We start from the raw sequence: 14,673 nt of genomic DNA on the forward strand, positions 1-14,673 counted from the left end.
CTTTCTATGCTACTTGCACGCCAAATTGTTTGCACAACGCCTCTAAACCGCCTGAGTAGCCCTGTCCAATAGCTTTAAACTTCCATTCGCCGTCTTTTTTGTATATCTCGCCAAAGATCATCGCCGTTTCTGTTCCGTAATCTTCAACCAGATCAAAACGCGCAATCTCTTCATTATTGTCAAGATTTACGATACGCATAAAGGCGTCGCCAACCTGTCCAAAATTTTGTCGCCTTGAGTCCGCTTCATGAATTGTCGCGGCAATCGCGATCTTCTCAATTTCGGCTGGAACTCTGCTAAGATCAACTTTAATTGCTTCATCGTCGCCATCTCCAGCGCCCGTACGGTTATCGCCCGTATGTTCGACTGATCCGCAAGGTGAAATCAACTTATTATAGAAAATGAAATCGCCGTCGTTGCGCACCTTACCATTTTTCGTCAGCAAGAAAGCAGAAGCGTCGAGATCAAAATCCGCCCCGTCAGTCGAGCGCGCGTCCCAGCCAAGACCTACCAAAATTCGTCTGAGCGACGAATCGAGTTTAGAAAGCGAAACGTTGCCGCCTTTAGCCAATGAAACCGCCATTTAATCCTCCTGTTTTGATTTGAGTTTGTTATGTTTAGCTGATGACAACAGAGCAAACGCGATAAACGCCGCTCCAATTAACCCCGTAACTACTTCAGGCACATGAACCACTATGCCCGCGAGCATTATTATTGCAAGCGCGCCTATAGCATAGTGCGCGCCGTGTTCAAGGAAAACGAACTGATCAAGCGTGCCTTTACGCACTAAATACACCGTAAGCGAACGCACAAACATAGCGCCTATGCCAAGTCCAAGCATAATAATCACAATGTCGCGCGTGATCGCAAACGCGCCGATTACGCCGTCAAAACTAAACGACGCGTCGAGAACTTCTAAGTATAGAAAGGCTGCAATCCCGCTTCGTTTAGCCGTTTTAACCGCTTGTTCGCCCTTTTCTTCATCTTCAAATAGGCTATCTAGCGAGCTAACCGCGATAAATAACGCAACTCCCCCTATGCCCGAAACAAGAACGCCCGCTTTTGTCGCCTCGTCGATTGGTAGCCAGAAATAGAGGCATAGCAACGTAACTAACGCTATTAAAACTTCAAGCGAATCTAGTTTGCCAAGTCGGCTCAAGCGCTCCTCGATCGCGCCAAGCCAATGTAGCTCTTTGCCGTCGTCTAAGACAAACGACAAAAACACAAGCAACAGAAAAATCCCGCCAAACGCGGCGATCGCCGCATGCGAGTTGGACAGATGCGCCGAATACTCTTCGGGGCTATTAAGCGCCAATAATGCGGTATCAAAAAGTCCTGATCCAGTGGCAATCGATACGATCAGCACCGGAAACAAAAGCCTCATTCCAAATACGGCAATAAAAATCCCAACTGTTAAGAAGATAAACTGCCATTTTGCGTCCATCTCTTTAAGCACAGAGGCGTTAACTACCGCGTTGTCAAACGAAAGACTAGTTTCCATCACGCCAAGAATCAACGTAAGAAAGACGGCGGTTAAAATGCCCGTACCGCTTGACCAACCCCAAGCGGCGGCAAGCGTAACGCAAACGATTGTAACGATAAACGACGCGTAAAAATGTCTCACGAGGCTAACCTCGCGAGAGTGAAGGGATGACTTCTACTCGGAGCGAGCGCAGAGAGAGAGAGTAGAGAGAGAGAGTAGAGAGAGAGAGAGAGAGAGAGGATTTCTAAACTTAACCAAAGTTGAAGTTTTTGAATTAGTTAAGAGAGATCGTTTATGGGCGATCTCGCTAATTGGCGACAATGGCTTTACATAGCTGTTGTAAGCCGATAATCCTGCTAAACTGATCCGTAATAAGGACAACGATTGCATTACAATCCTTCTTGAATGTAGAGATAAAGTCTGTGATAATACTCCGTATTAACTTAAAACGCTGTTAAAAAACAAGAAAATTTGACAAGAGATGTTGATTTTTTGTGCGAATAGCGGCAAAAGCATATCGTTGGCGCGCTAAAATGATGAGGCGTTCTTTAGCGCCTGCGTTTTATAAGAGTCTTTGCCGACAATCGCCTGCTTGAAGATCGCGGGGTTTGTCGTAACGCCGCGCGCGCCGCGCCGCAGGTATTCGGGCAGATCGCCGACGATAAAATCTCGATCAAGATAGTCGATCCATAATGAAAAAGGCGTTTTGCTCACTGGCGTCCTTTACGTTGATTCTCGCTATCCTAATACAAAAAGCCTTGCGCGGCGCGTTTTGACGCTTTGCGAAGAATTTTGTCTATTTATGGGCGCAAGCGCTCTGCTCCCTCCGCGAAAATTCGGCATTCGCTAAACCAAATCTTAGGGAAAGATTAAGACGGGCGGGCAAGCTAATACCCGCCAGACCAAAGAGCGGATAGGGCAAATAGAGGCGTATAGGGAAAAAGATTCGCTATTAGCCTTTTTCTATTTCCCGCTCCACCGTCTCTTTTGCCTCATCCAACAAGCGCTCTGATTCAGAGCGCAGCGTAAAACTCTTGGTGATTAAGGCGGCGATGCGGCGTTGGATTTTTGGGGCGATCAGAGGAATGACAAATTTAGAAATATCTTTTGGATAAATATAAGGTTGGGCTGTTGCGCTTTTGTGTTTTTCTGCCTGTAATCTTCCAACTAATGAATTTAACACTATGCCTAAATATACTGGGTCAATTTTTTTGCTATTTGCACGAATAAGCGTTATAAAACTACCGGGCATTATAGGTTCATCAAGCAGATAGTTGTGGCAATACCCTATATTCGCGCCGACAGAATAATACAAAATATCATTTTTTCGTGCAACGTATTTACTGTTTTGGGCAGCAAATTCTGCCGAAGTAAACGGATCATCCGTTGCTTCTAAAAATGAATAATCAATACTTTTATCACCAATCCATTTTTGAGAAAAAACTCTAACTGTTCCGTTTTCAATGTATGGCGGCTGTTTCCCATGGTTGATAAAAATTGTCAATTCGGATAAACAAGCATGAGACATGTTTTTTATCTTGTTTTCAATTTCCTCATACTTGGGCTGGTAATACTCCGCGTCCAGCCGCCCCGTTGTCAAAAACGATTCTTTGAAGGACTTGACGCTCTTGTTTTCCCGCGAAGGCTTGAAACCCTTTAAGCCTATGGTTTCCAGCAACAGGTCTTCGGCTTGGCGGTAGAGGGCTTGGGATTGTTCGCGTTTATTATGCCCTTTCTTGATAGTTGCTTCTATATGATTTTGAAAAGGAATAGATGGGATAGGGACTTTGATACGTTTTACTTGTGTCAATAATAAATTTGGCTGAACACTACTGATAGTTAATTTTTGAGTCTGACTTCTACCAAACCGAGAGTTCAAGTAAGTTGACAAATAAAATGGATTCAATATTTCTTTTGTTGTTATATTGGCTATTGCTTGATTAGAATTAGTACCTTCTGGTAATTTATAGGCAACAGAAGCATTCCCTATTGTTCCTGCTATAGTTAAAAGAACTTGATTTTCTATTGCTAAGGATTTATATAATGTTCTATGACTTAATTCCGCGTTTATTCTTTTCGCATTTTCCCAATTAATAATATTATCCTTTATATCTACAACATTGAGATATGGAACGCCGTTATCAACAAATTCAATAAAATTACATAATGAGTAAGCGCCAAAATTGATAATAGATTTTGACAGGTTTCCCAAACAATCCCATTCCAAATTCTTAATCATTATTTCATCAAGAATAAATTGTTTTTTATAAAAATCAGAATCAATCCTAAAATTTTCATTTTCTTCATAATCTGATAATTCACCCAACATCACCTCGCTCGCTTCCAGCCCTTCCAACAGCGCCTTGTATTTCGCCTCGTTGAAAGGGCATCTCAAAAAAAACTTAAGCCCTCCTTTTTGGCAAACTCGACAAAGGCTTCCGCTATGCCGTCCCGGGTTTCCCCGTTGTGGTTAAACAGATCGTGCTTCACGATTAGGTGTCCGTATTTATCCTGTAAAGGCTCGTAAATTTTATCTCCTGAGTTATCTTTGCCCGGCTCTTGCATGGTCGCAAAGAATATCGGGTAGTCCTCAACCTTGGGACAGAGCTTTTCGTCCCACTTTTGCACAAATAAAACGCTTGTTTTAGTGCCGGTGTGAGGCTTAAAGGTGTTGCCGTGCAAACCGACTACCGCCAGAATACGGCAACGTTCGGCGATAAATTCACGAATGTTTTTGTCGCTTGAGTTGTTAAACCGTCCCTGCGGTAGCACTATCGCCATGCGCCCGCCCGGTTTCAGAAAATCAAGGTTGCGCTCGATAAAAAGAATATCCCGCCCTATCTTGCTTATCTTTTTCCCCGCGGCGTTCTTCGCTATTTCGTGGGTGGCAATAATTACATCGTCATCAATGTCTCCGGCAAAAGGCGGATTCGCCATCACTATATCGAACTTAAATTCCTTGTTTTCGTTTGCTTTTTTTCGATATTTGATAAAACGTTGAAACCCTTCATTATAATTTTCCTGCCATTCTGAAGTTTTAATATCTTCATCCCACCGCGTATAATCAAGCGTATTCAGCTTCAGAACGTTACTATGCCCGTCTCCCGCGATAATATTGAGCATCCGCGCCACACGCACGGAGCGCGGGTCAAAATCAATCGCAAAAATATGATCGCGCACATAGTTTATTTCCCGTTTTGAACGCGAAGCGTTTGTAAACAGATTGGGCTTGCTGGGATTGATCTGTCCCCATACATGCAATACGGCGTGCATAGGGAAGCCGCAACTTCCCGCCGCCGTATCGATCATTGCTTCTTCTTCCGTTGGGTTGAGCATCTTTACGCACATATCTATTACATAGCGCGGCGTGAAATACTGCCCCTTTTCGCCTTTTGCCGCTTTGATGGACAGGTATTCAAAGGCGTCGTCCACGACTTCAAGGTTACTGTTAAACAGTTTTATATCCTGTAGGAACGATACGCATGAGCGTAGATGCGAGGGTTTGAGTTTTATTTTTGTATTATCGTCAAAAATACCTTTCCATTGACTGCACGCGTCTTCAAACAGTTTATTGATCCGCTTTTGCGTTTCGCTGTCATTGCCCGTGTCGCGGAATTCAAGCCTGCGGAAATTTGAGTCGTCGATAGCGTCCATCGCCGTCTTGTTGTTCAGTAGCGTCGCCATTGCATTAGCGTCATCTACGCTCATGTATTCATCGTAGAGTTTTATAAAAAGCACCTTAAATATTTCATCAAAACTGTCTTCGCCTGAATTTGCCATTACACGATCTTCAAATTCCTGAATAACGCCGTTTAGCGATTTCTTTTCGAGTTTGTCGTTTTGATATAGCTGTTTTATTGTGTAATGTACATTCAATACTTCCGAAAGCGTTTGATCCGCTCTGGGTAAATACGACAGCTTGTTTAAAAATGTTGTTTTTGACCGCCTGTCCTCTTCCTTGTAATAATATTCAATATCGCTCCCGTCCGTCCATACGCCGATAGACGCGCCCGAAAATTTGCAGTAGGACTCAAGTTGCTTTTTGCCTTCTTTGGCTGTCGGATTGGACGGGCTTTTTAATTCCACAATAATATATGGCTGGCTTGGGCGTTCTTTCTCAGATACGACAATATCAGCCCGCTTGCCGCTTGATCCCATCGTAACTTCGCTTTGTATCGCAAAATGGGCGCTTTCGTAGCCGTACTCCGTCATCAGCTTTTGCAAGTATAACTGCCTAACGACCTCTTCGGGCGTAAGGCGTATCTCTTTTTTACGGATAGAACATTCAATATATGGAACTTCTTTTCCATGTTTGTCTGTTCTGGGAAAGATTTTTCGCTCAAGCTCATGGAGCTGATCGGACGCAAACTGCGTTAATTTATATTGGGAATCTTGAATAATATCAGACAGTGTCATGATCAAACCTTTAGCAAATTTACACGACGATTGCGTATATTGAAACGCAAATTGTGCAAAAATGTAGCTTAGGCAAAGCGGTTTTTATCGCGCTGCGCCGCTTACTTTAGGCAACCTCAAAAGCTCATTCTTCGCTCTCTCCCATAGTATCCGCCATTGCCGCCGCCGTAGCAGCCCGCAAGAACAAGCGCCGACAAAATCTGCGGCGACGCATCTTTTGCTTCCTTAAATTAAGCGACGATAAAAAGAAAGATCGCGCCGACGGCGATACGATAGACGCCAAAAGGTATGAAATTAAAGCGCGAAATAAAGCGCATAAACGTCTTGATTACTATTAGCGCGACCAAAAACGCCGTAACGAAACCGATCGCGAGATTGATCGTCTGATCGGCGCTAAACGAATCGTAGTTTGTAACAAGGGTATAGCCCGTCGCGATTAACATAGTCGGAACGGCGAGCAAAAACGAAAAAAGCGCCGCCGTTTGCCTATCAAGCCCGCATAAAAGACCGCCGATAATCGTAGCGGCGGAGCGGCTTGCCCCCGGAATCATCGAAAAACACTGCGCGCAACCGATCAAAAACGCCTGCTTATAACTAACGCGATCAACGCTCTCTATTCGTTCGGTTTTGGGCTTGTAAAACAGCTCGATCGCGATCAAAATAACGCCGCCTACTATCAAAGCGTAAGCGACCGTTTCAACGGCAAACAGCGATTTGATCTGCTTGCCAAACAAAAACCCTATCGCCCCGACAGGCAAAAAGGCGACGGCTAACTTGGCGATCATATTGAAATCGCCTATTAGTTTCTTGTAATAGAGCGCGATAACGGCGCAAATTGATCCGAGCTGAATAATAATCTCGAAGCTCTTATGCGCCTCACTCTGCTCGATTCCTAGCAGGCGCGAAGTCAGTATCAGATGTCCCGTAGAGGAGACGGGCAAGAACTCCGCCAGCCCTTCGACGATTCCAAGCAAAAAAGCGTAAATCAAATCCATATCGCCCCCAAAAAGACGGCGATCATAGCGCTAAACGCCATATCGATCGCGTTTTTGGCGATCGCCCATTATCGACGGGCGGAAGTTCGCCGCATAGCTATTAGCTCCGCTTGTTTTTGCCACCGCGATCGCGTCGCGGCAAGAAATGCGATCGCTTATCGCGAGCCAAGCCTAGATCGCGAAACGGCGCAAATCCCGCCGCGACGGCTCGCTCGGCGCGGAGATCAATTCTTAAAGATGCGAACGCGCCGCTCATACCGCGATTAAAGCGGAACGCCTATAACGGCAACTTCTTATTCGCCGCCAACGACTATTACAGCGACGGCGACAAGCCAACCTATAAGGAGAAAAATGTGTCCCTTCTTTCCCATTTTAGATTAGCTTAATTACAAGCGAAGCTTTGAAACGACGCGAATACACAGACGCATCGGGTGGAACGTTCGCAAATTACGCGAAGAACGGGGGATTTCGCAGTTAGCGCTCGCTCTTGAGATGGGATATAAAGCCGTCGGAAGCCTCTCCTTGCCGGAGCTTGGCATTCAAAATAAACGATTTAACGTGGCGCAACTAGTAAAAATCGCGCATATATTAGAGGTTGATATTTCGCGCCTATTCGACGGAATATGGGACGAGCTTGACGCAAACGATCCCTTATGCCCGCCCTCGCGCTTAAAACGGCTTGAATCGGACGCGGCGCTTAAACGCAATCAAAGCCCGCGCCGCGTTTTTAGCTTATACTTTTTCGTCCGATAAACCTTCGGCGCTCTTAAAGGGTTAGCCGATAGCATTACAAAACGACAACGAAAGGCGGGAGATAATATGAAAGTAAGTTTGGCGCAAACCGGCGCGTTGACCTTCGAGGCGACGACAAGCAGAGGGATCAAGTTTGAGATCAATCCCAAAGAGCATATAAGCCCGCTAGAATACTTCGCGATCGGCGCGATAGCATGCACGGCAAGCGATATTATTCTGCTTCCGCAAAAACAACGCAAAACGGCGAGCGCCTTATCTATCAACGCCGAGTTTGATCGCTACGAATCTCCGCCGCACCGTTTTACGTCAATTCATATTGTCTATTCGTTTGATTCCGACGGCGCGGATTTGGACGCTAAACGATGGGTCTTATCGTCGCTTGAGAGCTATTGCACTACGATAAACACGCTTAGGGGCGTAGCGAAAATCTACTATTCAATCCGTCATAACGGCGCTCTGATCGCGGATCGCGAATCAATCGCAAGCGGCGAAAACGAAGCGGCTGGCTTGAGCGCCGAGCCTATGGAAAACGACGCTTGCCCCTCTTAGACGTTCGTTCGATACTCGCCTTAACGCTTTTGTAAGTTAGACCGCTTTCAATCCGCGCTTGCAGGAGGATAAAACGTCGCCTATTCTCGCTCGCGATCTTTGCCCCGCGCATCTACGAGACGACGCAACAGAAGCGGCTTTTTGCGCCTAAATCGCAATTTAAATCCGTGTTATACCGCCACCTCTTTGAATACCCGCGAAACGCCCGCGCGGTTAGGAGCGCAAGGCGCGCAGGATTGCGGTAATTCAATAAAAACAAACGCGAACCTCTCGTCATTCCCGCGAAGGCGGGCATCCATCTTTTTATGATTGTTGTTATGGGTGCCCGCTTTCGCGGGAATGACAATAAGGTCAAACGGCGATCTAATGAAAATTACGCGTTCGCCTACGCGAATATGACGAAGAGGGCGCGACGCGGATTGAAACGTTGGCGGCGTTCGGTTTGCCGTTTGAGCGTTTTGTCGCGCTTCTTAACGAGCGCGCGGATTGGAACGCGTAAAACTAACGAAGAAGATCAAAAATGTTAAATCCGCTCCTTGCGGGCGCGCGGACTGAAACGCCCAGTCGGACGCTGACGGCATAGGCGTAACGGGTCGCGCTTTTTAACGATCGGGAGGGTTATGCGCGCATACTCTTAAACAGCGTTTCAATCTCGCTATACCAGCGATTTAGCGCGTTTTTATCCGCGCCTTCCAGCAGTATGCGCAGTTTCATCTCCGTGCCGGAATAACGCACTAGATGGCGAATACCGCTTTTTTCAATCGCGTTTAGCAGTTCGCTTAAACCGCTAACGCCGTCGAGCGGTTTTTTTTCCGCAATCTTGATCGCGCCCTGTTTTTGCGGATATAGATCAAACGGATTAAAAACCTCGCTCGCCTTTTTACCCTTTTTCAGCGTCAGCGCCGCGGCGCTTAACGCGCTGACAAGTCCGTCGCCCGTTTTTGCGTAGTCGGAGAAAATAATATGTCCGCTCTGTTCGCCGCCAAAGTTCAACCCATTTTTACGCATCAACTCCAGCACGTATTTATCGCCGACGTCGGATCGATAAAGCGTTATGCCGTTAGCGTTAAGATAGGCTTCTAGCGCGCCGTTGCTCATCGAGGTTGCCACGCAGGCGTTTTTGGCTAAAACGCCGTCCTCTTTGAGCGAGACCGCAAGCGCGCCGAGCAGTTTATCGCCGTCGATACGTTCTCCTTTTTCATCGACGACGACGAGCCGATCCGAATCCCCGTCCAGCGCAAAGCCAATATCGGCGCGCAGCCGTTTAACCTCGCCAATTAGACGTTGCGGGTGGAGCGCCCCGCACTCGGCGTTGATATTCAGTCCGTTAGGTTCGTCCCCCAACACGACAAGCTCCGCGCCAAGCTCGGCAAATACGATCGGCGCGACTTTATACGCCGCTCCGTTTGCGGCGTCTATTACTATCCGCATTCCATGAAGCGTCAGGTTGCGCGGGAACGAGTTTTTAATATGCACGATATAGCGCCCGATCACGTCGTCGATACGTTTTGACGATCCCACGTTCGCTCCCGTTTTCTGCGCCGCGCGGATTGTTTCGTCATCGTCGTAAATCGCCTCGATCGCCTCCTCTTGCTCGACGCTTAGCTTATCGCCGTTACGATCAAAAAACTTGATCCCGTTATCCTCAAAAGGGTTATGCGAGGCGCTAATCATGATGCCCGCGTCGCAACGCATATCGGCTGTTAGAAAAGCTATCGCGGGCGTCGGCATCGGTCCTATCTGAACTACGTCGTAACCAGCCGCCGTTAGACCCGCCACCAGCGCGTTTTCGATCATATAGCCGCTTTTGCGGGTATCTTTGCCCACTAGTATCTTATTAGTGCGCGATAATTTACGAAAATGAACGCCCGCCGCCATCGCCAGCTTTGAAACCACAAACGGAGTGAGCTTTTCGCCGGCTACGCCTCGAACGCCGTCGGTGCCAAACAAACGCATAATATTCCTTTTAGCCGCGAATTATAGTTTAATTATCTAGGTTTATCGCTATTTATTTTCACGGCGCGAATCTACGCCGATCGATTGGGGGATTAAACGAAATCGCGGACGATTGACCGCGTTAGGTCGAAACGTCGCCGCTACAACTAGGGAGCGAACAGGCAAGGCAAGAGGAAGGTTTTTCCAGCGCTCCCCAGATTTCGGCGGCGCTTGGGTTAAAACCCTCCTCAAAACGCTTAACGATATTCAGCAGCGCGAATCGATAAATCTCCAGCAGGCGATTTTCGTCGGCGATTGCGAGCGGTTTTAGTTTCTCTATCGACGCGCCAAAGAGTTTAAGAATATGAAAACGTTTGCCGTTTATAATCCGATTGTTTGCGTCGATCTCGAAAAAATCAAGATATTCGTCGATCGTCGATAGCCTGTTAAAGTCGCTTAACGTTTTCATTTGTTGTATTTCGCGTAGATTTCAAACGCTCTGTTCAACCATTTTTCGCCCTCGGCGGCAAGTTTTTCCACGCTCTCGAAGGCAAACTTATGCGCGTCGCGGAAAGTTTTGTCCATCACGACAATATCGCCCGCGATCGCCGCGCCGCGTCCAAAGCCCTCGTGATTCATCTCCAAAACCACGCTAACCATCTTGGCGGTTTTGCGCTCGAAAGCTGTCGCTACCGCCTTAAATAACATTTTAAGATTATCGATCGTCTCTTCGTCTATATCGGCGATCACGCCTAAAGCCCTGATCTCCTCTTTGCTCTTCACATATTTTTTCGCCAGCAATTCGTCGTCGCTCTTGTTGTCCCACGCGCCGAATTGATCTTGCGCCCTGATCTGCTCGATCAAGGATCGCAAAAAATCGTTCATCTTATCTCCTCTTCGCCGTTTTCGCGCGCGATAATGCGTTTAATCCACGGCGGCGGATTTTTGCCGAGCATAGCCGAAAGCCGCTCGCACGCCTCTTTGATCGTCGTCGGCTCGGCGATTTTGATCGGGTGAATGCGCGCTTTGACTACCTTAGCGGCGGCGGTCGGACCGATCGCCTCGCAGTAGAGTATGCTCGCCTCGCCGATCGCGGCGATCTTAGCGGCGATTTTGCCGTCCTCCTCGTTCGCGTCCTCTTCGGCTTGGACGATCGCGCTTAGCGCGTAGCCCTCCTTGCTCACGTCGTAGATGGCAAACCGCTTTGCCCAGCCGAAATGATCGTTGATGTTTTCGCCGTCTTTTGTGGCAAACGCGACTTTCATAACTCCTCCTTTAGGTTTAGTTTCGTTCCTTAGAACGCTGATCTTAATGTTCGCTTGCGCCATTGTTCGCCCCCATAAGCGCTCTCGCGCTTCCCTCGTATCCGATCGATACGTCAAGCTGTGATCCGACCCTCTCCCACTGCGGAAAACCCGCCTGTAAATGCGGTTTGCGTAATCTGCGGCACATCGCCTCGCCGTGCGTTCCGCAAACGAGCATATCCCAGCGATCGGCGTTTTGCTCCAACCAAAACAGCCCCTCGCATTCATATTCGTAGCCGCTTCGATCCAGCGCGCATTCGGGAGTCGGCGCGACGATCAGGATTTTCGCGCCCGCCTCGCTAAGCGTATTCGCGACGCTAATCGCGTGATCGGCTTCCAGCGCGATCGCCACTTTTTGCTTGCCTAAGACAAAGTGCGTATCAAGTAGCATATCGGCTAAGCGCGATCGCCACCGCTTGATTTTGGCGCAAGGCTCTTTTCCCGAAAGAGCCGTCAGCGCGGCGATCAGCTTATCGCTCGCTTGCAACCCGCCGATTGAATCAAAGTGAAACGATTTTACGCGCGGGTTTATCCGACAAAGCGCGTCTAGCGGCGTTTTCATCGACGCGCCGATCGCGATCGCCGCGTATGCGCCGCCTACGCGCTCGATTGCCTCCAAAGGCGCTCCGCCTTGCGTCATCTGCCCCTGTTTTTCGCCTAAATGCCCGTCTAAGCTATCGCTAAGATCGGGAACCGCTACGCACTCGAAGCCAAAGCTCTCGATCGTCTCTTTAAGGCTTTCGACGTCTAGCGGAGTCATAGAGGCGTGCGGCAACAGCGCGATTAGCTTTTGGTCGATTTCAAGCGGCTTAACGATCTGCTCGATTATCGCCGTCGCCGCCATAGCAAAGCCGCTCTCCAACCCGCCGTGATAGTCTGGCGCGGATACCCAAACCGTTCTTTGTTTTAAGCGGCTCGCGATCGCCCGCAGATCGTCGCCTTTGGTTTCGGTAAGCCCGACGCTGATAAGCCCGATCAGATCGGGCGATATTTTTTTAAGTATATTGTCGATCGACTCCGCCACAATTTTGTCGCCGCCGTCCATAATCGCCGTAATATCGCTAACGGCGGTCGTTTGGACGGGGATCGGATCGTGAAAATGGCGGGTAAAAAAAACTTTGCTAAACGAAGCGCATCCCTGCGCGCCGTGCATAAGCGGCATACAGCCCTTCACGCCTAAAAACGCCAACATCGCGCCCATCGGGGCGCTAAGGCGAATAGGATTGATCGTTAATGCGCTCAAACTGCCTGCTCCTCGCGGTTTATTACCGTTATTTTATGACAAAATGCCGACAAAAAAATCGCTAAATTGGTTAAAAATAAAGCAAAAATGGTTTTTGCGTTATACCAAACGCGGCTTGCTAAATCAAAATAAGGATCAAATACGCGAAAAGTTCTTATCGGCGCTGGCGCTATTATAACCGCCGTCTTTGCGGGCGGTTGCTCGTCCGAAATCAATCAAGACGATCTGCGCGAGGTTAGCCAGCGGCGCGGCGACGCCGTCGCAAAGAGTTGCAAAGAGGGAGACGGAAGGTCGTTTTTGCCAAAAACATTTGGCGACGCGCAACCGCCGATACTATTTTCCGCCGTTAATTGCGATCGCAGATGCTCGATTACCCTGACCGAAGGCGACGTTAGTTACATCTACGCTCCGGTTATATTAAAAGATTAGCCGAAAGTTTAAGAGACGGCGGCGCGGAATTGAACCGACGCGCGCGGATTTTTAGTCCGTCGCTTCAGGCTACAAAGCCGCCGCGTTGCGAAAGCGGCGCTAACGGCTGCCGACCAGACTATGTCCGCGCTATTGCTTTAAAAAGCGGATGACCGCTACTTAAACCGCTTTCTCCCAAGGCGCTTTAGAGTTTGCGATCTTAAACGCGGGATTTTCCAGCGCGGCTAAAACGTCGGCGGCAAAATCGATCAGCCCGTCGTAACCGCCGTAGCTTACCTTTTTCTCCTGATTTACATCTACGAACGCGACGTTATTTTTCAGCGCCGTATATAGACTCCGCCCTCCGGCAAATAGAATATCCGCGCCGCTCTCTTTGATCGCTTTTGCTTGTTCGTCGGCGGGTTTTTTCATCAATACGCCCTTTGCGCCCAGATACGCCCGAGCCTTCGCCTGATCTTCTAGCGTAGCTTTGTTGATCGCCGTCGCCGTAACCTCTACGCCTATATCTTGCAGCGCCGAGATAAACGCCCACGATTTGTTGCCGCCCGTGTTTAACACCGCTTTTTTGCCTATTAGTTTCGCTTTGTAGGGCGCGAGTTTGGCTTCGCATCGCGCCTCGTATTTTGCGATAACCTCGTTTGCCTTTGCGATTAACGCCTCGTCGCCAAACGCCCCCGCGATAGCGCGGATCGCGTTTGATGTGTCGCGCTTGCCGTAAAAGCTGACGCTTACGTATGGTATGCCGTATCGCTCTTGCATCTTTCGCGCCAGAGTTACGAGCGATTGGGCGCAAACCAGCGCGTTGAGTTTGGCGCGGTGGGCGGAGCGGATCGCGTCGATTCGCCCGTCGCCGCTGAGCGTCGCGCGAACGTTAATTCCGATCTCGTTTAATATGGGCGTATAGCGGAGCATATCGCCAGTTACGTTGTACTCGCCCAGCAGGTTAATCTCGAACGGCTTTGTTTCTGTTGGCTCTAACGTGCCGATTAGGCGACCAAAAAGCGCTTCTCCCGCTAGGCGAGAGCCGAAATTTTTGCTTCCCACAAAGCCCGGGGCATGGACGGGAACTATGGGAACGTCGTATTCGTCGCCCTTTGCCTTGCATACCGCGTCTATATCGTCGCCAATTAGCGCGGTAACGCATGTGGAATAGACGAAAACCGCCTTTGGCGCGAAGGTTTTTATCGCTTCGTCGATCGCCGCCGCGAGTCTCTTTTCGCCGCCGAATATCACCTCGTTTTCGCCAATCTGCGTGCAAAGCCCCGTTTGCGTCATATCGCGCCCGCTATGCGTCGTAAGCGTTTGGCGGGTCTCCCATGACGCGCCAAGACAGGTAGCGGGACCATGAACGATATGCGCCGCCTCCGCGAACGGAAACAGCGATATTTGCGCGCCTTCGAAAGCGCACCCGCCGCTAGTAGCGCCCGGCGTAGGGCGGTTGCAGGCGCTTTTTTTTGTCGCGTTATGTTCGCAGGCGCTTTCTATAAATAGCTCTTTTGGCGCGGCAAGCATTTTTGTCCTTGCGGTTAAGTTACGAGCATTTTACGCCGCAAACGCGCCATATAG

At 48.8% G+C, this 14,673-nt stretch carries 14 protein-coding genes and 1 tRNA gene; 2 read left to right on the top strand and 13 right to left on the bottom strand.

Annotated elements, in window-relative coordinates:
* Positions 1-4: 4 nt before the first annotated feature.
* The 6 genes from LBF86_00885 to LBF86_00910 form a co-directional block, all read right to left on the bottom strand.
* Positions 5-583 (bottom strand): TerD family protein, encoded by a 579-nt coding sequence (locus tag LBF86_00885; GenBank protein MDR0664066.1) that lies wholly within the window; start codon positions 581-583, stop codon positions 5-7.
* Positions 584-1,624: a DUF475 domain-containing protein gene (locus tag LBF86_00890; GenBank protein ID MDR0664067.1), complete on the bottom strand. Its 1,041-nt coding sequence runs from the start codon at positions 1,622-1,624 to the stop codon at positions 584-586. It lies immediately after the preceding gene.
* Positions 1,625-2,011: 387 nt separating this feature from the next.
* On the bottom strand, positions 2,012-2,197 hold the full coding sequence (locus LBF86_00895; GenBank protein ID MDR0664068.1) for a hypothetical protein: 186 nt from the start codon (positions 2,195-2,197) through the stop codon (positions 2,012-2,014).
* Positions 2,198-2,435: 238 nt separating this feature from the next.
* Positions 2,436-3,839: a restriction endonuclease subunit S gene (locus LBF86_00900; protein MDR0664069.1), complete on the bottom strand. Its 1,404-nt coding sequence runs from the start codon at positions 3,837-3,839 to the stop codon at positions 2,436-2,438.
* Between the two features lie 35 nt (positions 3,840-3,874).
* On the bottom strand, positions 3,875-5,899 hold the full coding sequence (locus LBF86_00905) for an N-6 DNA methylase (GenBank protein ID MDR0664070.1): 2,025 nt from the start codon (positions 5,897-5,899) through the stop codon (positions 3,875-3,877).
* A gap of 230 nt (positions 5,900-6,129) precedes the next feature.
* Positions 6,130-6,894, bottom strand: coding sequence for an undecaprenyl-diphosphate phosphatase (locus LBF86_00910; GenBank protein ID MDR0664071.1), 765 nt, complete (start codon positions 6,892-6,894; stop codon positions 6,130-6,132).
* Positions 6,895-7,386: 492 nt separating this feature from the next.
* Here LBF86_00910 and LBF86_00915 point away from each other — a divergent pair, with 492 nt between their 5' ends.
* On the top strand, positions 7,387-7,647 hold the full coding sequence (locus LBF86_00915; GenBank protein MDR0664072.1) for a hypothetical protein: 261 nt from the start codon (positions 7,387-7,389) through the stop codon (positions 7,645-7,647).
* A gap of 66 nt (positions 7,648-7,713) precedes the next feature.
* Positions 7,714-8,196: an OsmC family protein gene (locus LBF86_00920; protein MDR0664073.1), complete on the top strand. Its 483-nt coding sequence runs from the start codon at positions 7,714-7,716 to the stop codon at positions 8,194-8,196.
* Between the two features lie 618 nt (positions 8,197-8,814).
* On the opposite strand, the gene glmM is transcribed toward LBF86_00920, so the two are convergent.
* From glmM to LBF86_00955, 7 genes are all read right to left on the bottom strand, one after another.
* Positions 8,815-10,152, bottom strand: a complete 1,338-nt coding sequence (gene glmM, locus LBF86_00925) for a phosphoglucosamine mutase (GenBank protein MDR0664074.1) — start codon at positions 10,150-10,152, stop codon at positions 8,815-8,817.
* 121 nt (positions 10,153-10,273) lie between these two features.
* The gene (locus LBF86_00930) at positions 10,274-10,600 is read right to left on the bottom strand and encodes a nitrogenase-stabilizing/protective protein NifW (GenBank protein MDR0664075.1); all 327 of its coding nucleotides are present in this window, start codon (positions 10,598-10,600) and stop codon (positions 10,274-10,276) included.
* Positions 10,597-11,016 (bottom strand): NifX-associated nitrogen fixation protein, encoded by a 420-nt coding sequence (locus LBF86_00935; GenBank protein ID MDR0664076.1) that lies wholly within the window; start codon positions 11,014-11,016, stop codon positions 10,597-10,599. Before LBF86_00935 ends, LBF86_00930 begins: the two co-directional genes overlap by 4 nt.
* Positions 11,013-11,396, bottom strand: a complete 384-nt coding sequence (gene nifX, locus LBF86_00940) for a nitrogen fixation protein NifX (protein ID MDR0664077.1) — start codon at positions 11,394-11,396, stop codon at positions 11,013-11,015. Before nifX ends, LBF86_00935 begins: the two co-directional genes overlap by 4 nt.
* Before the next feature lie 43 nt (positions 11,397-11,439).
* Positions 11,440-12,678 (bottom strand): nitrogenase iron-molybdenum cofactor biosynthesis protein NifN, encoded by a 1,239-nt coding sequence (nifN, locus tag LBF86_00945; GenBank protein MDR0664078.1) that lies wholly within the window; start codon positions 12,676-12,678, stop codon positions 11,440-11,442.
* A 443-nt stretch (positions 12,679-13,121) separates the two neighbouring features.
* Positions 13,122-13,191 (bottom strand) — tRNA-Phe (locus LBF86_00950).
* Between the two features lie 75 nt (positions 13,192-13,266).
* Positions 13,267-14,619 carry a nitrogenase molybdenum-cofactor biosynthesis protein NifE gene (locus LBF86_00955; GenBank protein MDR0664079.1) on the bottom strand — a complete coding sequence of 451 codons (1,353 nt, stop codon included), beginning with the start codon at positions 14,617-14,619 and terminating at the stop codon, positions 13,267-13,269.
* Positions 14,620-14,673: the final 54 nt, after the last annotated feature.

The sequence above is a fragment of the Helicobacteraceae bacterium genome (genome assembly GCA_031258155.1).
In the GTDB taxonomy this organism is placed as follows: domain Bacteria; phylum Campylobacterota; class Campylobacteria; order Campylobacterales; family SZUA-545; genus JAIRNH01.

Excerpts from the sequence above, each read along its gene's own strand:
- LBF86_00885 (MDR0664066.1), bottom strand. The coding sequence starts at position 583 with ATGGCGGTTTCATTGGCTAAAGGCGGCAACGTTTCGCTTTCTAAACTC.
- LBF86_00905 (MDR0664070.1), bottom strand. The coding sequence starts at position 5,899 with ATGACACTGTCTGATATTATTCAAGATTCCCAATATAAATTAACGCAG.
- LBF86_00910 (MDR0664071.1), bottom strand. The coding sequence starts at position 6,894 with ATGGATTTGATTTACGCTTTTTTGCTTGGAATCGTCGAAGGGCTGGCG.
- LBF86_00915 (MDR0664072.1), top strand. The coding sequence starts at position 7,387 with ATGGGATATAAAGCCGTCGGAAGCCTCTCCTTGCCGGAGCTTGGCATT.
- LBF86_00920 (MDR0664073.1), top strand. The coding sequence starts at position 7,714 with ATGAAAGTAAGTTTGGCGCAAACCGGCGCGTTGACCTTCGAGGCGACG.
- glmM (MDR0664074.1), bottom strand. The coding sequence starts at position 10,152 with ATGCGTTTGTTTGGCACCGACGGCGTTCGAGGCGTAGCCGGCGAAAAG.
- LBF86_00930 (MDR0664075.1), bottom strand. The coding sequence starts at position 10,600 with ATGAAAACGTTAAGCGACTTTAACAGGCTATCGACGATCGACGAATAT.
- LBF86_00935 (MDR0664076.1), bottom strand. The coding sequence starts at position 11,016 with ATGAACGATTTTTTGCGATCCTTGATCGAGCAGATCAGGGCGCAAGAT.
- nifX (MDR0664077.1), bottom strand. The coding sequence starts at position 11,396 with ATGAAAGTCGCGTTTGCCACAAAAGACGGCGAAAACATCAACGATCAT.
- LBF86_00955 (MDR0664079.1), bottom strand. The coding sequence starts at position 14,619 with ATGCTTGCCGCGCCAAAAGAGCTATTTATAGAAAGCGCCTGCGAACAT.